Origin of the sequence: Streptomyces sp. L2 (genome assembly GCF_004124325.1) — a bacterium.
In the GTDB taxonomy this organism is placed as follows: Bacteria; Actinomycetota; Actinomycetes; order Streptomycetales; family Streptomycetaceae; genus Streptomyces.
The window spans coordinates 4756996-4777300 of the sequence record NZ_QBDT01000001.1; the positions used below are offsets into that span (position 1 = coordinate 4756996).

Sequence of the window (20305 nt, forward strand, 5' to 3'; positions counted from 1 at the left end):
GGAACTGCGGCTGACTTCACGGGCGGTTGCGGCCGGGACGATGGAACGGTCCCCAGGAACCGCGTCGTCCCGACAGGAGCACCCGCCCGTGACCACCACCCCCACCGCCGGCCGGACCATCACCGTGGCCGCCCGAGCCACGGAGCTGTCGAAGATCTACGGGCAGGGCGAGACCCAGGTCGTCGCCCTGGACCGGGTCTCCGTCGACTTCCGGCAGGCCGAGTTCACCGCGATCATGGGCCCCTCCGGTTCCGGCAAGTCCACGCTGATGCACTGCGTGGCCGGACTGGACAGCTTCTCCTCCGGTTCCGTGCGCATCGGCGAGACCGAACTGGGCTCCCTGAAGGACAAGCAGCTGACCAAGCTGCGCCGGGACAAGATCGGGTTCATCTTCCAGGCGTTCAACCTGCTGCCGACCCTGACCGCCCTGGAGAACATCACCCTCCCCATGGACATCGCGGGCCGCAAGCCCGACAAGGCCTGGCTGGACCAGGTGATCGCCATGATCGGGCTGTCCGACCGGCTCGGACACCGACCGTCCCAGCTGTCCGGCGGCCAGCAGCAGCGCGTGGCCGTCGCCCGCGCCCTCGCCTCCCGGCCCGAGATCATCTTCGGTGACGAGCCGACCGGAAACCTCGACTCCCGCTCCGGCGCCGAGGTCCTCGGCTTCCTGCGCAACTCCGTGCGCGAACTGGGCCAGACGGTCGTCATGGTGACCCACGACCCGGTGGCGGCGGCGTACGCCGACCGCGTGGTGTTCCTCGCGGACGGCCGGATCGTCGACGAGGTCTTCGAACCGACCTCGGAGGCGGTGCTGGACCGCATGAAGCGGTTCGACGCCAAGGGCCGTACGAGCTGACGCCGGACCGAGCCCCCCCCGGTCGCGACCTCCCGAAAGCAGACACCCCATGTTCCGCACAGCCCTGCGCAACGTCCTCGCGCACAAGGCCCGGCTCCTGATGACCGTGCTCGCCGTCATGCTCGGCGTGGCCTTCGTCTCCGGGACGCTCGTCTTCACCAACACCATCTCCGACGCCTACCAGAAGAGCTCCGCCAAGGGCTTCGACCGCGTCGACGTCGCCGTACAGCCCCGGTACCAGGACTCCAAGGGCGACAAGGTCGGCAAGGAGGCCGAGCTGACCCAGGCGCTCCTGAAGAAGAGCGAGCGGGTCCCCGGCGCCGCCTCCGCCACCGGCGTCGTCACCGGCTTCACCGCCATCGCCGACAAGCACGGCAAGCTGATCGGCGGCGGCTGGCAGTCCGAGGGCGGCAACTACTGGGGTGCGAACGACCCCCGCTACCCCCTGACCGAGGGCCACGCCCCGCACGGCCGGAACCAGGTCCTGATCGACTCCAGGACCGCCGAACGGGCCGGGTACAAGGTCGGCGACACCGTGCGCATCTCCGTCGACGGCCCCGTCCTCACGCCGGTCATCAGCGGCATCTTCACCACCGACGACGGCAACGTGGCCGCGGGCGGCAGCCTCGCCCTGTTCGACACGCCGACGGCGCAGTCCCTGTTCGGCAAGAAGGGCACGTACGACGAGATCGACGTGACCGCGAAGGCGGGCACCGGCCAGTCCGCCCTCAAGTCCCAGCTGGACCAGGCGCTGCCGCACCGGCTCGTGGAGACCACCACCGGGCAGAAGCTCGCCGACGACCAGGCGACCGCCATCGCCCAGGGCATGAGCAGCATGAAGCAGGGACTGCTGGTGTTCGCCGGCATCGCCCTGTTCGTCGGCACGTTCATCATCGCCAACACCTTCACCATGCTGGTCGCCCAGCGCACCCGCGAACTGGCCCTGCTGCGCGCCGTCGGCGCCTCCCGCCGGCAGGTCACCCGCTCCGTCCTCGTCGAGGCGTTCGTGGTCGGCGCGGTCGCCGGCGTGGCCGGCCTGGCCGCTGGCATCGGCATCGGCGCGGGCCTGCGGAGCCTGCTGGGCTCGTTCGGCGCGACCGTCCCCGACGGACCCCTGGTGATCACGTCCGGCACGGTCGCCACCGCCCTCGCCGTCGGCATCGTCATCACCGTGCTGGCCGCCTGGCTGCCCGGCCGCCGCGCCGCGAAGATCCCGCCGGTGGCCGCGATGAGCAGCGTGCACGCCAAGGCCACCACCAAGTCGCTGGTGCTGCGCAACACGATCGGCGCCCTGTTCTCGGCGGCCGGCGTCGCCGTCATCCTCGCCGCCACCACGATGAACGGCTCGGACGGTGAGGCCCCGATGGGCCTGGGCGCCGTCCTGCTGATCATCGGCGTGTTCGTCCTGACCCCGCTGCTGTCCCGCCCGCTGATCGCGGCCGCCGCCCCCGTGCTCCGCGTCTTCGGCGTCTCCGGAAAGCTGGCCCGGCAGAACTCGGTCCGCAACCCGCGCCGCACGGCGGCCACCGCGTCGGCGCTGATGATCGGCCTGACCCTGATCACCGGGATGACGGTGATGGCGGGCAGCCTGCAGAAGTCCATCGACAAGATGGCCAGTTCGGCGATCCGCGCGGACTACGTCGTCTCCATGGCCAACGGCAACCCGCTCTCCCCGGACGTGGCCAGGAAGGTCGCCGCCACCGACGGCGTCACCGCCAGCAGCCCGCTGCGCAACGCGCCCTCCCGCATCGGCGGCGAGACCGAGTACCTGACCGGCGTGACCGGCGCCGCGATCGGCGAGCTCACCGACCTCAAGGTCGACCAGGGCACCTTCACCGTGTCCGGTACCAAGGCCGTCGTCGACGAGGACACCGCCAAGTCCCACCACTGGAAGGCCGGTTCCCACTTCACCGCGCACTTCCAGGACGGCGAGAAGGCCACGCTGACCGTCGCCGGGATCTACGAGGGCAATGAACTGATCCGCGGCATCATGCTCGACGACAGGACGCTCTCCCCGCACCTGAGCGACCCGGCCGACATGCAGGTCATGGTCAAGACGGCGGACGGCGCCTCGGCGGCCGCCAAGGACAAGCTGGTCACGGCCCTCGGCGCCAACCCGGCCATCAAGGTCCAGGACAAGCAGGACCTGTCCGACGACATCGCGAAGATGTTCACCCTGATGCTGAACATGGTCTACGGCCTCCTCGGCATGGCCGTGATCGTCGCGGTCCTCGGCGTCATCAACACCCTGGCCATGTCCGTCTTCGAGCGCTCCCAGGAGATCGGCATGCTCCGCGCGATCGGCCTGGACCGCACGTCCGTGAAGCGGATGGTCCGCCTGGAGTCCCTGGTGATCTCCCTGTTCGGCGGTGTCCTCGGCATCGGTCTCGGCGTGTTCTTCGGCTGGGCGGCCGGCGAACTCCTCGGCACGAAGATGCCCACCTACGAACTCGTCCTCCCCTGGACCCGCATGGCCCTCTTCCTCCTCCTCGCGGGCCTGGTCGGCATCCTGGCCGCCCTCTGGCCGGCCCGCCGCGCCGCCCGCCTGAACATGCTGACGGCGATCAAGGCCGAGTAGCGGCGGGGAAGCGGTAGGCGTGAGGCCCCGCCGGGCGGTACGGCCCGGCGGGGCCTCACGCGTCGCGTACCGCGTCTCAGCCGTGCCAGGTGCGCGGGCGCAGGGTGAGGCCCGAGGGGCCGGCCTCCGGGGTGCGGACGGCCAGGACCTGGTTGACGCCGATGCGGTTGTGCTCGAAGGCGAGGGCGCTGGCGGCCATGTAGAGGCGCCAGACCCGGGCCCGGCCGGGGCTGGTGAGGCGGACCGCGCGGTCCCAGCCGGCCTCCAGGTTGGTCACCCACTGGCGCAGGGTGCGGGCGTAGTGCTCGCGCAGCGCCTCCACGTCCCGGACCTCGAACCCGGCCCGCTCCAGCTGGGTGACGGTGGTGCCGACGGGGGCGAGTTCGCCGTCGGGGAAGACGTAGGCGTCGATGAACCGGTCCACCTCGTACGCCGTCTCGTCGCCCTGGGGGCGGCGGCCGATCTGGTGGTTGAGGAGCCGGCCGCCGGGCTTCAGCAGGGCGTACAGGTCGCCGGCGTACTCCAGGTAGCGTTCGGCGCCGACGTGTTCGGCCATGCCGATGGAGGAGATGGCGTCGTAAGGTCCGTCCACGACGTCCCGGTAGTCCTGGACGCGGATCTCCACGCGGTCCGTCAGCCCCTCGTCGGCGACGCGCTTACGGCCGTACGCGGCCTGTTCCTGGGACAGGGTGACGCCGACGACGCTCACCCCGTGCTCACGGGCCGCGTGGATCGCCATCGAGCCCCAGCCGCAGCCCACGTCGAGCAGGCGCTGACCGGCGGTCAGGCCGAGCTTGCGGCAGACCAGTTCGAGCTTGTCGCGCTGGGCCGACTCCAGGGTGCCGCCCGGTTCCCAGTAGGCGCACGAGTACACCATGGAGGGGCCGAGGACCAGCTCGTAGAAGTCGTTGCCGACGTCGTAGTGGTGGCTGATGGCCCGCTTGTCGGTGCGCCGCGTGTGCAGGTGGCGGACTCTGCGGACCTCTTCGGCGGGCGGCGCCGGCGGGATCGGCGGCCCGGCGAGCTTCAGCAGGTCGCGGACCGCGGCCCGGACGTCGGGGTCGCGCAGCGACCGGACGAGGCCGCGGGCGTCCTCGTCCCGCTCCCAGACGAGCCCGGCCATCGCGTCGAGGGCCGCGTACAGATCGCCCTCGATCTCCAGGTCTCCGGCGACCCAGGCGCGGGCCAGGCCCAGCTCCCCGGGCTTGAACAGGATGCGGCGCAGGGCGCGGCGGTTGCGCAGGACGAGCGCCGGCGCGTCCGGCGGCCCGTCCTGCGAGCCGTCCCAGGCCCGCACCCGCACCGGGAGCGGCACTCCCAGCAACTGTTCGGCAAGACTCCTCAGCCGCGACGCGGCGTCGGCCATGGCGCACACCTCCAAGACGACGATCCCGGACGTCCGTTCACCTGGTGAACACCCGAGGGGGCCGGTGGCAGTCCCGTCCGGGGGTTACAGGTGGGCAAACATCGTCTACCCAGTGCGACCGTGGCTCACAACGCCGAGGGACCTCCCGCACCACGGATGGCGGGAGGTCCCTCGGACGGTTCAGTGACGGGACGTCAGGAAGCCTTGGCCCCGGTCTTGCTCGCCGCGGCGACCGGCGCCGGCTTGGCGGCCTCGTAGAACTCCTCGCGGGGGTTCTCCATGGCGCCCAGGGAGACGACCTCGCGCTTGAGGAACATGCCCAGGGTCCAGTCCGCGAAGATGCGGATCTTCCGGTTCCAGGTCGGCATGGCCAGACCGTGGTAGCCGCGGTGCATGTACCAGGCGAGACGGCCCTTGAGCTTGATCTTCATCTTGCCCATGACGATCATCGCGACGCCCTTGTGCAGGCCGAGGCCCGCGACCGCGCCCTTGTTGGCGTGGCTGTACTCCTTCTGCGGGAAGCCCCGCACGCCGGAGATCACGTTGTCGCCGAGGGCCTTGGCCTGGCGCAGCGCGTGCTGGGCGTTCGGCGGGCACCAGGCGTTCTCGTTGCCCGCCTTGCGGCCGACGAGGTCCGGCACCTGGGCGTTGTCGCCGGCGGCCCAGATGTAGTCGGTGCCCTTGACCTGGAGGGTGGGCTCGCAGTCGACGTGGCCGCGCGGGCCCAGCGGCAGGCCGAAGCGGGCGAGCGCCGGGTTGGGCTTGACGCCGGCCGTCCACACGATCGTGCTGGAGTCGACCTCCAGGCCGTTCTTCAGCACGACGTGGCCGTCGACGCAGGAGTCCATGGAGGTGGAGAGGTAGATCTCCACGCCACGGCTCTCCAGGTGCTCCTTGCCGTACAGGCCGAGCTTCGGGCCGACCTCGGGCAGGATCTTGTCCGCGGCGTCGACGAGGATGAAGCGCATGTCGTCGCGGGAGACGTTGGTGTAGTACTTGGCCGCGTCCCGGGCCATGTCCTCGACCTCGCCGATGGTCTCCGCGCCCGCGAAGCCACCGCCGACGAAGACGAAGGTGAGCGCCTTGCGGCGGATCTCCTCGTCGGTCGTGGAGTCGGCCTTGTCCAGCTGCTCCAGCACGTGGTTGCGCAGGCCGATGGACTCCTCGATGCCCTTCATGCCGATGCCCTGCTCGGCGAGGCCGGGGATCGGGAAGGTGCGGGAGACCGCGCCCATCGCGATGACCAGGTAGTCGAAGGGCAGCTCGTACGCCTCGCCGACGAGCGGGGCGATCGAGGCGACCTTGCGGTCCTGGTCGATGGTGGTGACCCGGCCGGTGAGGACCTCCGCCTTGGGAAGCACGCGCCGCAGCGGGACGACGACGTGGCGCGGGGAGATGCTGCCGGCGGCGGCTTCGGGGAGGAAGGGCTGGTAGGTCATGTACGACCGGGGGTCGACGACCGTGACGGTCGCCTCGCCGTAGCGCATCTTCTTGAGAATGCGCCGAGCTGCGTACAGGCCTACGTACCCACCGCCTACTACGAGGATCCTGGGACGCTCCGTGGTGCTCATGCCATCGAGTATCCACCTGCCTCAGGGGGGGTGCTCGTGCGCCCCTTCACAAGGTCAGGCAGGGCCTGTGTTAATATCCGCGACCACGTCCACGGCGGTCGTGCCGGCGAGGGGCGGCCCCGGGGTGGTTCGCCCCGTTGTCAAGGCCGCGTGAGCTGCCTCTCTGGCTTCTGGACGCCCCTGTGAGGGGCCGCTCCGGCCGCCGTACGGCGCCCTTCCGGAGACCCTCGCAGACGCTCGCCCGAGCGTTCCTCAGGACCCGTTGAGCCCCCGAACGGGCCAACGGAGGCCGTTTGGTGCCCCACCAGGGCCGAAATCCTTGTGAAGAACTTCACGAACTTTTCCGCCGGGGTGCCCCGGGGGTGCCCCGAACGGCTCGCTCACACGTTATCCAACCTGCTCAGCAGAGGCTACTGATGAGTAGCAAAGGGGCTGGAAAGAGACCGGGGTCACGGGCACGGTGAGGCGCCGGCAACCCTCTTCGGGGTGCCGGCGCGCAGGGTTCTCGTGGTGGCCGGGAAGCCGGGCGACGCTAGGTCAGCCCGCCCCGGGTGTCACGTCCGCCGCGGGTGTCGGGTCCGCGCGGGTCGCCTCGGCGTGTGCCGCGGATCCCGCCCGGCTCGTCCTCCGTGACCTCCGCGTCGCCCTCGATGCGCTCCTTGCGCACCTGACCGCGGACCGTCTCCTGCTCGACGTGCTCCTCGGTGGTCAGGCGGACCCGCTCCACCGGTACGGCCTCGGTCTCCACGACCGGGCGCTCCTCGTGCAGGATGACCTCGTGGTCCGCCTCGCCGATCTCGGGGCCGGAGAGTGCCGCGTCCCGGTTCGCGTCGGTGATGGGCTCCCGCTCGATGCGCACCTCCTCGTGCCGCAGCGGCACGGTGTGCTCCTCCTCCTCCGTGACGACGTACTTGTGCAGCCGTGCGCGGCCGACCTCGCGGCGCTCGACACCGACGTGCATGTGCTCCTCGGAGAGCGTCATGGCGTCGTCGCGGTCCTGGAGGCGCCCGTCCCCGGCCCGCGCCCGGCCTTCACGGCCGGCGGTCCCGGCGGTCCCCGCCGTCCCCGCGGTGCCTGCCGTCCCGGCGGTGCCTGCCGTCCCGGTTGTGCCTGCCGTCCCCGCCGCACCCGCTGCACCCGCCGCACCGGCGGTACCCGCGGCCCAGCCGCCCTCGCCGGGACGGTTGGCCTGCGCCCAGGACGCGTCCCAGTCGATGCCGTAGTAGTCGTACAGGTTGTGCTCCTCGGTCTCGGAGAGGTGGCCGCCGGAGTCGACGTCCACGTGCGGCGCGTCCTTGACCTTGGACTTGGAGAACGGGACCTCCATGTGGTCGCCCGCCATCGCGGCGTCCCGCAGGGGTATGAACGACTCGCTGCTGCCGAACAGCCCCGTCTTCACCGTCACCCACTCCGGGCGGCCGGTCGCGTCGTCGAGGAAGACGTGCTTGGCATCGCCGATCTTCTTCCCGCCCGCGTCCAGAACCGGGCGGTCCAGAACAGTCGGGATCTGCTCTCTGGTGATCATGTGCGTTCACCTTTCTCTCAGAGCGGTCCCCTGCCGGGTCACCGTCACAAAAGGTGCAAAACGGAACGCGAACACCTTGGGTGCACCCACTTTTCGTAATTACCTACCGATTCTCACGCGCCTCGGGCAGGAGCGGCTCGAACAGCTCGACGGGATTGCCGGACGGATCCTCGACGAGCACCTGCTTGCCGCCGACCCCGGTGACGACCTCGTTCCGCAACCGGACACCGGCCGCGCGCAGCCGCCGGGCGTCGGCCTCCACGTCCGCGACCTCCAGGGAGATCCGGTTCCAGCCGCCCGGCCGGGGCAGGGTGCCGTCGGGCATGGCCTGGCCGCCGCCCGGCCCGCCCCCGGGGCGGCTCAGGGCGAGCCGGAGGTCGTCCCGGACCAGCAGGGCGAACGCCGGTGCCGGGTGCATGATCTCGCGGAACCCGAGGTGGGTGCGGTAGAAGGCGATCGCCGCGTCGACGTCGTCGACGATGTAGCGGACCATGGCCATGTCGCGCCTCGCAGAGCTGTGTCAACGGCCCCTCGGGCAGCGTAACTCCGCCGTCGCCGCGTGGGGCGCCGACGCGGTTGTCGAGAACGGGTGGAGCACCCTCGTTCGTACGGTGAAATTCCGTCATTCCGCGTGCGCGAGCACGCACGACGGGTCACGCTGTTGGCAAGTGTGGATGGCGCGTTCCGTGTGCTGATGCACCCTCAGACGTCAATAAAATAAGACAACATCGGTCCGCCCTTCCGCTGTTCGGGGGACGCGTCCCGATAGGCTCGGACCGCTCGAAGCGGAGCCCATGGCCTGCCCGGATGGTGGAATGCAGACACGGCGAGCTTAAACCTCGCTGCCCCTCGCGGGCGTACCGGTTCAAGTCCGGTTCCGGGCACCACCGCGTCCACGGGGCGGTGGCCTCCCCGAGCCCCCGCCCCGCGCGGACCCCCCCGGCCCCACGCGCACCGCGCGCGGCCCTCACCCCTCGTACACCGTCAGCACGGCGCCGTGCACCTCCACGCGGCGGCCCGCGCGCATGCCGGTCGTGCGCAGGGTGCGCAGGCAGGTGTGGAACAGGGGCAGCTCCTCCTCGTCGAGGATGGCGGCGGCCAGGTCCAGCAGTTCGCCGACCGCCTCTTCCGTGAGCACCTCGGGCAGTTCTCCGGACAGGAGCACGACCGACTCACCAGCGGGACCCCGGACCACCGCCGTGGCCGGGCCGCCATGCACGAACAACACGTTCCCCCCAAGGAGCCCGGGGTCGTGCGGCTCTCGCTCCTCGGGCAGGACGAGAGACTAGCGGGGGATCTCGGCGGTTACGGGCGGTGTTGGATTCTTTTTCCGAGTTGGCGAAAGAGAGCGCGTCCGCGGTCAGTTCTCGGGTGCCGGCTGCGCGGACCGGCCCAGCAGGGACTCCACGAGGGCGGCGACGTGCCGCCGGTCGTCGGCCGACAGCTGCTGCACGCTCGCGATGAGCAGGTCCACCTCGGGGTCGCCCGAGCGGGCCGCCGCGTTCTCGGGGACGGGGGCGGACGGGGTGCCGTAGACGTGGATGCCGCAGGCCTCGGCCGCGGCGCGGCGCACGGTGTCGAGCGGCAGGTCCAGGCCCTTGGCCAGGCCCTCCAGGGTGGCCGGCTGGGGCATGCGGACGACGCGGTCGGTGGTGGCCAGGTGGTGCACGGTGGAGCGCGGTACGCCGCCGCGGCGCGCGACGTCGCCGTAGGACCAGCCACCCCGGTCGAGTCGCTCGCGGATCAACTGCTGCAGTGCGTTGGCCACCGATGGTCACTTCCTGCTCGCCGTCGGGCCGGACCTCCCCTGTCGAGGGCGATTCTACGGTCGGGTAGGCGGGGTGCCGAAAGGGTGATTCACCGATCGGGTTGCGCGGCGGTGCCGCGAGGCCCTAGTGTCCAATCTCGTTGGACAGCTCGTCCGACCAAGTTGGACAGAGTCGGGGGGGAACCTGACTCGGTTCGACCGGACATGCCTATTTCCCGAGGGGGAAACGAACATGATGAACGCCCACGAGCTCGAGGCCGAGACCGCGGAGCTGCTGCCGGGCCGCGAGGCCCTCGGCCGGCTGAAGTTCAGCTTCGGCAAGTCGGTCAACGTCACCAAGCACGTCGCGAACATCTCCGCCCACAACGAGTCCGCCGCCCTGAACGACCACTCCGCGTGGTCCGTGGCCGACTCCGGCGCCGGCCAGACCATCAGCGTCAGCCAGTAACCCTCGCGCACCACCCCATCCGCACCACCACCACACCGAAAGGGAAACGAACATGAGCATGGACATGCGCGAGCTGGACGGCGAGACCGCGGAGCTGCTGCCGGGCCGTGAGGCCCTCGGCCGGCTGAAGTTCAGCTTCGGCAAGTCGGTCAACGTCACCAAGCACGTCGCGAACATCTCCGCCCACAACGAGTCGGCCGCCCTGAACGACCACTCCCTGTGGTCGGACGCCGAGTCGCAGGCCGTCCAGACGATCACCGTCAAGCAGTAACGGCACCACCGCGACGACGGCCGCCGGGGCGGTCCGCACCCGTCAGCGGTGCGGTCCGCCCCGGCGGCCCTTCCGGGGGGAAGCGGCGCCAAGGTGGGGGGAGACCACAGATGACGGTGCTCGGAGACGGCACCACGACGCTCTACGACACCGGTCCGGTCCCCGGCCCCGGTGGCTGGCCGGTGACGTACGAGCAGGTGGCGACGGGCAGCCTGCCGGTCGTCGGAACACCGGCCGGACCGGTCCCGCGGCTCAGCGCGGGACTGCGGCTGCACGGCGAGTACCAGGGGTCGGGCTTCACCGACCCCCGCTACATCGCCCGTCGGGGGGACGGGCAGGTCGTGCAGCTGACCCGGCTGCTGTACCTGGTGGCGTCGTCCGTCGACGGCGTCCGCGACGTCGACACGATCGCCCACCGGGTCAGCGCCCGCTTCGGCCGTGAGGTCAGCGGCGAGAACATCCGCTACCTGGTCGAGAACAAGCTCGAACCACTCGGCGTCACCGTGCCCGAGGGCCAGGAGGACGACGAGGTCGACGCCCCGCGCTCCGACCTGCTGCTCGCCCTCAAGGGCCACCGGGTCGTGTTCGATGAACGCCGGACGGCCCGCATCGCCCGGGCCCTGGCCTGGCTGCACCGGCCTGCCGTCGTCACCGCCGTGCTGCTGACGGCCGTCGCCATGGACGTCTGGCTGTTCGGCTTCTTCGGCGCGATCGCCCCGGTCCTGGAAGTCCTCGACCAGCCGGTGCTGATCCTCATCGTCTTCGTCCTCACCGTGGCCTCGCTCGTGTTCCACGAGTTCGGACACGCCTCCGCCTGCCGCTACGGCGGCGGCCGGCCCGGCTGCATCGGCTGCGGGCTGTTCCTCATCTGGCCGTCGATGTACACCGACGTCACCGACGTCTACCGGATCTCCCGCGGCGGCCGGATCCGCACCGACCTGGGCGGCGTGTACTTCAACGTCGTCTTCATGCTGGCCATGGCCGGCGCCTACTTCGCCACCGGCGCGCAGTTCTTCCTGGCCGCCGTCTACCTCGGCCACTTCGAGATCCTGGAACAGCTGATGCCGGCCGTCCGGCTGGACGGCTACTACATCCTCGGCGACCTCGCCGGGGTGCCCGACCTCTACGGCAAGATCAAACCGATCCTGCTCTCGCTCGCCCCCGGCGACAAGGGCCGGGCCGCGCGCACCCAGGTCGCCGGGCTGAAGAAGTCGGCGCGCGCCATCGTCGCCACCTGGGTGCTGACCATGGTGCCCCTGCTCGTCGGCGAACTCGGCTACGCCCTGTGGAACCTGCCGCGGATCCTCACCACCATGATCCGCTCGCTGACCGAGCAGGTCCTCGGCACCGGATCGGCGTTCCTGCACGGCCAGGTCGTCTCCGGGCTCGTCGGGGTGATCGGCACCGTCATGCTGCTGTGCCCGATGGCCGGTGTCGTCTACCTCTCCGTCAAGATCGGCGGCCGCCTGCTCAGGGCCGCCAAGCGCGCCACCACCGGCCGGCCCCGGCTGCAGGTGGCGCTCTGCGCGCTCGTCCTGGCCGGACTCTTCGGGCTCAGCTACGCCTGGGTGTCCGGGGTGACCCCGCGTCCCCTGCCGAAGAGGCCGCCGATCGCGCCGGTCCTGCAGCCCGGGGTGCCCACCCAGGAGCCTGCCACGGGCGGTACGACGACACCGGGGCCGGGCGGGGGAGGAGCCCCCGGCACCAGGGGCGGCGGGTCGGCCTCACCGTCGGCCGTACCCGGGGCGCCGGCGCCGACGGCGGGCCCGAGCGCGTCCGCCACGGCGTCGGGCAGCGCCTCGCCGTCCGCTCCGGCGCCGTCGGCCACGGCTCCGGCGTCCGGCAAGCCGGCCGGGAAGCCGTCCGGCGGCAAGTCCCACGGGACCGGCCCCGCCACGGGCGGGTCCGGCGGCCAGGATCCGGCGCCGTCGGCCACCGCCACGGACCCCGGGGTGCCCGCCTCACCGACCCCGTCGGAGAGCGTGCCCGCGTCACCGACCGGGGAGCCGCCCTCCCCGACCCCGGGCGACTCGGGCGCACCGGCGTCGTCCTGAGCGGCCTGCTCGTCCTGCACGCCGGTTCACGCGCGTCGTCATGAGCGCCCGCGGGTCCCGAGCGCTCGCCTCGTCCTGGGGCGCCCGGCCCCGTCCCACCAGCCCCCTTCCACGACGGAGGGGGTTCCTGACCCGTTCCTGACCCACAAGGAGACTTCATGAGCAGCCACCGCAAGGCACGCTCCCGCACCAATCCGATCTCCCAGCGCGCCCTCCGCCTGGGCCTGCTCGCCGCCGGTGTCGCCGGAGTGGCCACCGCCGTACCGGCACAGGCGGCGACCGGCACCGGCGTGTCCCACGCCGCCTTCGCCTCCGACCACGTGTTCAGCCACGCCGACCGGGCCCATCACACCCAGGCCAGGGACTCCTTCACCGTCCGGCAGTTCGGCCAGGTGAACGCCACCGCCGTCCGCAACCAGGCCAACGCCGTCTCCGCGGGCTGCTCGGCCGACGACCACTGCCGTTCGGTCGCGCTGTCCTTCCAGATCGTCACGGTCGCCGGGGAGCACACGCACCTCAACGCCGTGAACCTCAGCGACGCCGCCAACAAGAAGTGCACCGGCTGCCAGACCCTGGCCGGCGCCTACCAGTTCGTCGTCTCCACACCCACCGCGTTCAGCCTCGACTCCGCGACCCGGCGGCGCCTGGACGACATCCACCACCGGCTGGACGCGCTCACCCGCTCCACCCTGCCGGCCGCCGAGCTGAAGACCCGCGTGGACGGACTCGCCGCCGAGGTCACCCAGGTGCTCGACAACGCCGTGGCGCACGCCCCGAAGGCGCCCGCCGGGAAGCCCGCCGTCACCCTGCACCGCCACCTGGACGGCTGGCCGGGCCACTGACCGAGCCACCGCCGTCCGACACGGCCGCCCGTCCGCCCGCGTCCCCCAGACGCGGGCGGGCGGGCGGCCTGCCGTGCGCCCACACCTGGCCGGGAACAAGATTTCCGTCGTAGCGTGGGGGCCGACCCGGCAGGGGAAAGATCCTCCTCAAGTAGCAGGACCGATCCTTTGCCAATCCATTACTCTTGAGCCAAGGTCCACACTCGGTGGCCCATGGAGGAGTGAAATGAGGAGCAGTAACCCGGTCTTCTCGCGACGGGGGTTCAGCCGCGACAACGGCTACGCCGGCTTCAACACCGCACCGCAGGCCGGGTACGCACAGGGCAACCCGTACGCGCAGGGCAACCCGTTCGCACAGAACCCGCAGACCCAGAACCCGTACGGCCAGAACCCCTACGGGCAGAACCCGTACGCCCCGCAGGACGCGCAGCACGGCACCGTGCCGCAGGCCCCGGCCACCACCGACCGGATGACGATGGACGACGTCGTCGTCCGTACGGCCATCACGCTCGGCACGGTCGCCGTCGGCGCCGTCGTCGCCTGGGCCGTACTGCCGGTGTCCAACACCAGCTTCGGGCTCGCCTTCGGCGCCGCGATCATCGCCATGGTCCTGGCGCTCGTGCAGAGCTTCAAGCGCACCCCGGTGCCCGCGCTGATCCTCGGATACGCCGCCTTCGAGGGCGTCTTCCTCGGCGTCATCAGCGAGATGTACAACAGCCGCTGGAGCGGCGCCCCGTTCCAGGCGGTCCTCGGCACCATGGCGGTCTCGGCCGCGACCCTGCTCGTCTACAAGGCCGGCTGGATCCGCGTCACCGCCCGGTACGCCCGCATCGGCATGGCCATCGCCATCGCCTTCGTACTCGTCATGGCCGTCAACCTGCTGCTGGTCGCGTTCGGCGCCGCAGACGGCGGCGGCCTGCGCAGCTTCGGCCCGCTCGGCGCGCTCGTCGGCATCCTCGCGATCCTGATCGGCGCCTTCTTCCTGACGCTCGACTTCAAGCAGATCGAGGACGGCATCGCCTACGGCGCCCCGCGCAACGAGTCCTGGCTCGCCGCGTTCGGCCTCACCCTGACCCTGGTGTGGATCTACGTGGAGATGCTGCGACTGGTGGCGATCTTCACCAACAACGACTAGCACGGCCGCCGCGACGCGGAGGAGGGCCCCGGGTGTTCGCACCCGGGGCCCTCTTCGTCGTAGGAGTGGTGCGGTGGTGCGCGCTAGAGCAGTTTGCGCGCGGCCCTCCTCAGGTCGTACTCGTGGACGATCGCCTTCGCGTGGCCGTACGCGAGGTTGTGCTCACTGCGGAGCCAGCTGACCTTCTCCTCGAAGCGGAAGAGTGCGGGACCTTCGTCGACGGTGCGCAGCCAGTCGGCGATGTCACGACCGGTGCAGTGCGGGATGCGGGCGAGCAGATTGCGATGGGTCTCCTCGGAGAAGACTTGGGACATCGGCGCCTCCGAATGGGAAAGGGATGTAAGCCGGTCCTTCACGCCACGGTGCCTGAGCGGCCGCGCGTTGGCAACAGTCCCGCCCCGACGCGTTACGCTCACCGCGTGGTTGATACGACGCCCCTGACCCGAGCGGTGGATCACTTCGCGGACCGGTTGCGTGCGGCACCCCAGAGTCGCTTGCAGCGAAGCGGAGCCGCGGAGGCTCTGGCGCTGGCCCGGGAGTTGGCCCGGTGGGCCCAGCGGATCGAGGAGCCGGCGCGGGAGCCGCGGGAGATGCCGGATGCGGGGATGTTCGCCGCCGCGGACCAAGTGATGGTCGCCGGACATGACTTGGCGGTTGTCCTGGGGACGGACAGCGAGGTCGCCGAGGCGGTTCGGGTGGTGGAGGCTGCGCGGGAGCGGGCGGGGGTTTGAGGGCGTCGCACGAGGGGCGGTGCGTTGTGGCTTGTCGCGCCCACGCGGCGGAGCCGCACATCGATACAGCCCCGCGCCCCTTAAGGGGCGCTGCAGTCGGCCGGCGCTATCAGTCCTACACGGACGCGATGACCCGGTCCGCCAGGATGTAGATCATGTCCTCGCCGCAGGCGAAGGTGAGGGTGTAGGCGCCGGAGATGCCTGAGCCGCCCAGGAGGTAGGGGGTGTCGCCGGACTTGACCGCCGAGGCCAGGCGTTCCGCGGTCTCGCGGTGGCCCGGGGTCATGCAGAGGGTGGTGCCGTCGGCGAAGACGTAGACGTCGAGGGTGCCGAGCGGACCGGGACGGACGTCGGAGAGCTCCACGCGGTCGGTGGCGAGCTGCTCCAGTGCGGTCACGGTGCGCTCGTGCTCGTTCACGGCCGGCGACTGCACCGGGACGAAGTCCGGGTGGGAGGGGTGGCGGCGCCGGGCGGCGGCCAGCTCCGGGGAGTCGCCGGCGAACTCGTCGGCCTCGGCGGCCTGCTCGGTGACCGGCTCCAGGCCGATGAAGTCGGCCTGCCGGGGCAGGAACAGGTCGGCCTCGGGAAGGCCCAGCAGCGTGGGGGCGTCGGAGGCGTCACGGGTCTCCTGGGCGGCCCAGAAGGCGCGTGCCTCGGCCAGCTCGCGCTCCCGCTCCTCCGCGAGCGCCTCGGCCACGGCCGCGCGTATCTCCTCGGTGTCGGACGTGGTGCGGGCGGCGGGCAGCAGGGCCCGCATGGCGGCGGCCTGGTTCTCGGCGAGCTGGCTCTGCAGCTCCGCGAGCTGACGGCGCAGCTTCAGAACGGTGCGCAGAACGGCGACGCCCACGGCGCCCGTGGCGGCCGTGGTGAGCAGCAGGGCGATCGGCATGGCGCTCACTGACATACTCCCAGGTTCAAAGTCGACCCCCGACTTCCTACATCAGCTTGAAGGGTGGACTAACCAGCTGTCAGTGCGTAACGTCACGAATCGGACAGGGCTTTGGCCTTGATGTTTATCGTGGAACCGCTCTGACCTGCATGGATGTATCCGCCGAGGGATATAGGTCACATCCTGAGGACGACTGAATCACGAAATGGCCCGGAACCCTGGGGTTTCCCGGGTTCCGGGCCGTTTTCTGACGTAGCGTGTACGGCTCGCTACTGACGGTGGATCAACTGAGGCGCTCGATGACCATCGCCATGCCCTGGCCGCCGCCGACGCACATCGTCTCCAGACCGAACTGCTTGTCGTGGAACTGGAGCGAGTTGATCAGCGTGCCGGTGATGCGGGCGCCGGTCATGCCGAAGGGGTGGCCGACGGCGATGGCGCCGCCGTTGACGTTCAGCCGGTCCAGGTCGATGCCGAGGTCCTGGTAGGACGGGATGACCTGGGCGGCGAACGCCTCGTTGATCTCGACGAGGTCGATGTCGCCGACGGACAGCCCGGCCCGCTTCAGCGCCTGCTTGCTCGCCTCGACCGGGCCGAGGCCCATGATCTCGGGGGAGAGGCCGGAGACGCCGGTGGACACGATCCGGGCGAGCGGCGTCAGGCCGAGCTCGCGGGCCTTGGTGTCGGACATGATGACGAGCGCGGCGGCGCCGTCGTTCAGGGGGCAGCAGTTGGCGGCCGTGACCAGGCCGTCGGGGCGGAACACCGGCTTCAGCCCGGCCACGCCCTCCATGGTCACGCCGGCGCGCGGGCCGTCGTCCTCCGAGACGACCGTGCCGTCCGGCAGCGTCACCGGGGTGATCTCGCGCTCCCAGAAGCCGTTCTTGATGGCCTGCTCGGCGAGGTTCTGCGAGCGGACGCCGAACTCGTCCATCTCCTGGCGGCTGATGCCCTTCCAGCGGGCCAGGTTCTCGGCGGTCTGGCCCATCGCGATGTAGGCGTCGGGCAGCAGGCCGTCCTCGCGCGGGTCGTGCCAGGTCGAGCCCTCGGACCCGGCGACGGCGGCGGTACGCGCCTCCGCCTCGGCGAACAGCGGGTTGTGCGTGTCCGGGAGGCCGTCGGAGCTGCCCTTGCCGAACCGCGAGACGGTCTCCACACCGGCCGAGATGAAGACGTCGCCCTCACCGGCCTTGATGGCGTGGAGGGCCATGCGGGAGGTCTGCAGGGAGGAGGAGCAGTACCGGGTGATGGTGCAGCCCGGCAGGTGGTCCATGCCCATCTGCACGGCGACGATCCGGCCCAGGTTGTGGCCCTGCTCGCCGCCGGGGAGGCCGCAGCCCAGCATCAGGTCGTCGATGTCCCGCGGGTCGAGCTCGGGGACCTTGGCGAGCGCCGCCTGGACGATGGTCGCGGTCAGGTCGTCGGGGCGCAGGTCCTTGAGGGAACCCTTGCCGGCGCGGCCGATGGGGGAGCGGGCGGTCGAGACGATGACGGCTTCGGGCATCACGGCTCCAGAGGGAAGATTGCAGGGCCGGTTGGGAAATTACCCGCCCGTACGGGAGAGGTCATCCGTGTCGCGGTGTGACGCTGACCGCAATTTACTAAGCGCTTGCTTTGCGCGTCCCTCGCGGGCCCGGTCGCCGGGTCCTCGTCTGGCCCGGTCCTCAGGGCGACGGCGCCGCCGGTTCGGCCTCCGGGACCCGGCGCCGGCGCCGCCGCTTGAGCAGCGCCCAGGGGCCGCGCGGCCCCGTCGGCATCGCCGCCGTGACCTCCGTGCCCGCCTCCGACGCCGCCTCCGCGGCGGCGCGGGCCACCGGCAGGAACCCCTCGCGGCGGAACACGTCCGGCCGCTCCTCCTCGGCCGGCCACAGCCCCAGCGCCGCGCACACCGTCGGCAGGACGGCCATCGCGGCGGTCGCGTACCCCTCCGCCGAGGGGTGGTAGTTGTCCGGCCCGAACAGCTCCCGCGGATTCGCCTCGAACTCCGGGCCCAGCAGATCGCCGAGGGACACCGTTCGTCCCCCCTGCTCCACCACCCCGATCGTCTGCGCCGCCGCCAACTGCCGCGAGGTCCGCCGGGCCAGCCAGCGCAGCGGCTGCTGCACCGGCTCGATGGTGCCGAGATCGGGGCAGGTGCCGACCACCACCTCCGCACCGGCCGTGCGCAGCCGTCGTACCGCCGCCGACAGGTGCCGTACCGAACGGGTCGGCGGCATCCGGTGGGTCACGTCGTTCGCCCCGACCATGATCACGCAGATGTCGGGGACGGGCGTCGGCGCCGCGAGGGCCAGCGCCACCTGCCGGTCCAGGTCGTCCGACTGGGCCCCCGGCAGCGCCACGTTCCGCAGCTCCACCGGCCGCTCCGCCACCGCCGCGAGACCCGACGCCAGCAGCGCCCCCGGGGTCTGCCCGGACCGGTGCACCCCCTGCCCGGCGGCCGTGGAGTCGCCCAGCATGGTCAGCCGGAGGGGAGGTTCGCCGGGGATGTCGTACGCGTGGCCGTACACCCCGTCGGCGACCGGCACCCGCCCGCCGCTGCCGTTGCCCACATGGCGCCGGGCCAGCCGCACCTCGGCCAGCAGCAGACCCACGGCGGCCGCACCGACCAGCCCCGCCCCGCCACCGCCGTACGCCGCCCCGGCCGCGATACGCCGGGCCACTCTCGCCCTCGACATGCTCGTCATGCGCCGCCGCCACCTCCTCGTAGCCGTACACCCACTCCTTGCCCCGTACAGGCCGTGCGCCAATCTCGACAGGGAGTGAACGCCAGCCCCGCCCCACCCGCGGGCCGTAGGCTGGCGGAACCACTGACGACCAATGTTTTTGCAAGCAACCGGAGACAACGGTGCAATTCCACGACTCGATGATCAGCCTCGTCGGCAACACCCCGCTGCTGCGGCTCAACAACGTGACCAAGGGCATCCGGGCGACCGTCCTGGCCAAGGTGGAGTACTTCAACCCGGGCGGTTCCGTGAAGGACCGCATCGCCCTGCGCATGATCGAGGCCGCCGAGCAGAGCGGCGAGCTGAAGCCGGGCGGCACGATCGTCGAGCCGACCAGTGGGAACACCGGCGTCGGGCTCGCCATCGTGGCCCAGCAGAAGGGCTACAAGTGCATCTTCGTCTGCCCGGACAAGGTGAGCACCGACAAGATCAACGTGCTGCGCGCGTACGGGGCGGAGGTCGTGGTCTGCCCGACGGCCGTCGACCCCGAGCACCCGGACTCGTACTACAACGTCTCCGACCGGCTCGTCCGTGAGACCCCGGGCGCCTGGAAGCCCGACCAGTACTCCAACCCCAACAACCCGCTCTCCCACTATCACTCGACCGGCCCCGAGCTGTGGGAGCAGACCGAGGGGAAGATCACCCACTTCGTGGCGGGCGTCGGCACCGGCGGCACCATCTCCGGTACCGGCCGCTACCTGAAGGACGCCAGCGACGGCACCGTCAAGGTCATCGGCGCCGACCCGGAGGGCTCCGTCTACTCCGGCGGCTCCGGCCGTCCCTACCTCGTGGAGGGCGTCGGCGAGGACTTCTGGCCGACCGCCTACGACCGGACCGTCGCCGACGAGATCGTCGCCGTCTCCGACAAGGACTCCTTCCAGATGACCCGCCGCCTCGCCAAGGAGGAGGGCCTCCTGGTCGGCGGCTCCTGTGGCATGGCCGTCGTCGCCGCCCTGAAGGTCGCCGAACGCCTCACCGAGAACGACGTCGTCGTCGTCCTCCTCCCGGACAGCGGCCGGGGCTACCTCAGTAAGATTTTCAATGATGAATGGATGGCCGACTACGGCTTCCTGGACGACGAGGGCTCCAGCTCCCGCGTCGGCGACGTCCTGAACGACAAGGCGGGCGGCCACATCCCGTCCCTGGTGCACATGCACCCGGAGGAGACCGTCGGGCAGGCCATCGAGGTGCTGCGCGAGTACGGCGTCTCGCAGATGCCCGTCGTCAAGCCGGGCGCCGGCCACCCGGACGTGATGGCCGCCGAGGTCGTCGGCTCGGTCGTGGAACGCGAGCTGCTGGACGCCCTGTTCAGCAAGCGGGCCTCGCTGGAGGACCCGCTGGAGAAGCACATGTCCGCCCCGCTGCCGCAGGTCGGCTCCGGCGAGCCGGTCGGCGACCTGATGACGGTGCTGGGCTCGGCGGACGCGGCGATCGTCCTGGTCGAGGGCAAGCCGACCGGCGTGGTCAGCCGCCAGGACCTGCTGGCCTTCCTCGCCAAGGGCGGCAACAAGTAGCGGACGCCCCGGAACGCCCGCCCGCGTCAGG

At 71.1% G+C, this 20305-nt stretch carries 19 protein-coding genes and 1 tRNA gene; 10 read left to right on the forward strand and 10 right to left on the reverse strand.

Features of this window, described 5'->3' with window-relative positions; translation table 11 throughout:
- The first annotated feature begins 88 nt into the window (after window positions 1-88).
- Both DBP14_RS21270 and DBP14_RS21275 read left to right on the forward strand, forming a co-directional pair.
- Entirely contained in the window at window positions 89-859 is a 771-nt protein-coding gene (locus DBP14_RS21270) for an ABC transporter ATP-binding protein (protein ID WP_129308746.1), read from the forward strand.
- 49 nt (window positions 860-908) lie between these two features.
- Window positions 909-3437: an ABC transporter permease gene (locus tag DBP14_RS21275; protein ID WP_129308747.1), complete on the forward strand. Its 2529-nt coding sequence runs from the start codon at window positions 909-911 to the stop codon at window positions 3435-3437.
- Between the two features lie 76 nt (window positions 3438-3513).
- Here DBP14_RS21275 and DBP14_RS21280 read toward each other — a convergent pair whose 3' ends face one another.
- The 4 genes from DBP14_RS21280 to DBP14_RS21295 form a co-directional block, all read right to left on the reverse strand.
- The gene (locus DBP14_RS21280) at window positions 3514-4803 is read right to left on the reverse strand and encodes a cyclopropane-fatty-acyl-phospholipid synthase family protein (protein ID WP_129308748.1); all 1290 of its coding nucleotides are present in this window, start codon (window positions 4801-4803) and stop codon (window positions 3514-3516) included.
- Between the two features lie 194 nt (window positions 4804-4997).
- Complete coding sequence (locus tag DBP14_RS21285; protein WP_129308749.1) at window positions 4998-6374, reverse strand: NAD(P)/FAD-dependent oxidoreductase; 1377 nt, start codon at window positions 6372-6374, stop codon at window positions 4998-5000.
- A gap of 532 nt (window positions 6375-6906) precedes the next feature.
- Entirely contained in the window at window positions 6907-7899 is a 993-nt protein-coding gene (locus DBP14_RS21290) for a PRC and DUF2382 domain-containing protein (RefSeq protein ID WP_129308750.1), read from the reverse strand.
- A 103-nt stretch (window positions 7900-8002) separates the two neighbouring features.
- Complete coding sequence (locus tag DBP14_RS21295) at window positions 8003-8398, reverse strand: VOC family protein (protein ID WP_129308751.1); 396 nt, start codon at window positions 8396-8398, stop codon at window positions 8003-8005.
- A 302-nt stretch (window positions 8399-8700) separates the two neighbouring features.
- Here DBP14_RS21295 and DBP14_RS21300 point away from each other — a divergent pair.
- Window positions 8701-8786, forward strand: a tRNA-Leu gene (locus DBP14_RS21300).
- A gap of 80 nt (window positions 8787-8866) precedes the next feature.
- Here the strand turns inward: DBP14_RS21300 and DBP14_RS21305 are convergent.
- A complete protein-coding gene (locus DBP14_RS21305; protein WP_241740996.1) occupies window positions 8867-9064 on the reverse strand; it encodes a hypothetical protein in 198 nt (65 codons plus the stop codon).
- 195 nt (window positions 9065-9259) lie between these two features.
- Window positions 9260-9667 (reverse strand): helix-turn-helix transcriptional regulator, encoded by a 408-nt coding sequence (locus DBP14_RS21310; RefSeq protein WP_129308752.1) that lies wholly within the window; start codon window positions 9665-9667, stop codon window positions 9260-9262.
- 232 nt (window positions 9668-9899) lie between these two features.
- On the opposite strand from DBP14_RS21310, the gene DBP14_RS21315 reads away from it, so the two are divergent.
- The 5 genes from DBP14_RS21315 (at window position 9900) to DBP14_RS21335 (ending at window position 14417) form a co-directional block, all read left to right on the forward strand.
- A complete protein-coding gene (locus DBP14_RS21315; protein ID WP_129308753.1) occupies window positions 9900-10115 on the forward strand; it encodes a hypothetical protein in 216 nt (71 codons plus the stop codon).
- Between the two features lie 52 nt (window positions 10116-10167).
- Window positions 10168-10386 (forward strand): hypothetical protein, encoded by a 219-nt coding sequence (locus DBP14_RS21320; RefSeq protein WP_129308754.1) that lies wholly within the window; start codon window positions 10168-10170, stop codon window positions 10384-10386.
- Window positions 10387-10496: 110 nt separating this feature from the next.
- Window positions 10497-12440 carry a hypothetical protein gene (locus DBP14_RS21325; RefSeq protein WP_129308755.1) on the forward strand — a complete coding sequence of 648 codons (1944 nt, stop codon included), beginning with the start codon at window positions 10497-10499 and terminating at the stop codon, window positions 12438-12440.
- 158 nt (window positions 12441-12598) lie between these two features.
- Window positions 12599-13282, forward strand: coding sequence for a hypothetical protein (locus DBP14_RS21330; protein ID WP_129308756.1), 684 nt, complete (start codon window positions 12599-12601; stop codon window positions 13280-13282).
- Window positions 13283-13508: 226 nt separating this feature from the next.
- Window positions 13509-14417, forward strand: coding sequence for a Bax inhibitor-1/YccA family protein (locus DBP14_RS21335; RefSeq protein ID WP_129308757.1), 909 nt, complete (start codon window positions 13509-13511; stop codon window positions 14415-14417).
- Window positions 14418-14500: 83 nt separating this feature from the next.
- On the opposite strand, the gene DBP14_RS21340 is transcribed toward DBP14_RS21335, so the two are convergent.
- Complete coding sequence (locus tag DBP14_RS21340; RefSeq protein WP_129308758.1) at window positions 14501-14731, reverse strand: DUF4287 domain-containing protein; 231 nt, start codon at window positions 14729-14731, stop codon at window positions 14501-14503.
- 105 nt (window positions 14732-14836) lie between these two features.
- Here DBP14_RS21340 and DBP14_RS21345 point away from each other — a divergent pair, with 105 nt between their 5' ends.
- Window positions 14837-15148, forward strand: coding sequence for a hypothetical protein (locus DBP14_RS21345; RefSeq protein ID WP_129308759.1), 312 nt, complete (start codon window positions 14837-14839; stop codon window positions 15146-15148).
- 115 nt (window positions 15149-15263) lie between these two features.
- Here DBP14_RS21345 and DBP14_RS21350 read toward each other — a convergent pair whose 3' ends face one another.
- From DBP14_RS21350 to DBP14_RS21360, 3 genes are all read right to left on the reverse strand, one after another.
- Entirely contained in the window at window positions 15264-16046 is a 783-nt protein-coding gene (locus DBP14_RS21350) for a hypothetical protein (RefSeq protein WP_129308760.1), read from the reverse strand.
- Between the two features lie 274 nt (window positions 16047-16320).
- Window positions 16321-17541 carry an acetyl-CoA C-acetyltransferase gene (locus DBP14_RS21355; RefSeq protein WP_129308761.1) on the reverse strand — a complete coding sequence of 407 codons (1221 nt, stop codon included), beginning with the start codon at window positions 17539-17541 and terminating at the stop codon, window positions 16321-16323.
- 160 nt (window positions 17542-17701) lie between these two features.
- On the reverse strand, window positions 17702-18721 hold the full coding sequence (locus tag DBP14_RS21360) for an SGNH/GDSL hydrolase family protein (RefSeq protein WP_206739314.1): 1020 nt from the start codon (window positions 18719-18721) through the stop codon (window positions 17702-17704).
- Between the two features lie 161 nt (window positions 18722-18882).
- Between DBP14_RS21360 and DBP14_RS21365 the strand changes: the two genes are divergently transcribed.
- Window positions 18883-20274 (forward strand): cystathionine beta-synthase, encoded by a 1392-nt coding sequence (locus DBP14_RS21365; protein WP_129308762.1) that lies wholly within the window; start codon window positions 18883-18885, stop codon window positions 20272-20274.
- The last annotated feature ends 31 nt before the right edge of the window (window positions 20275-20305 follow it).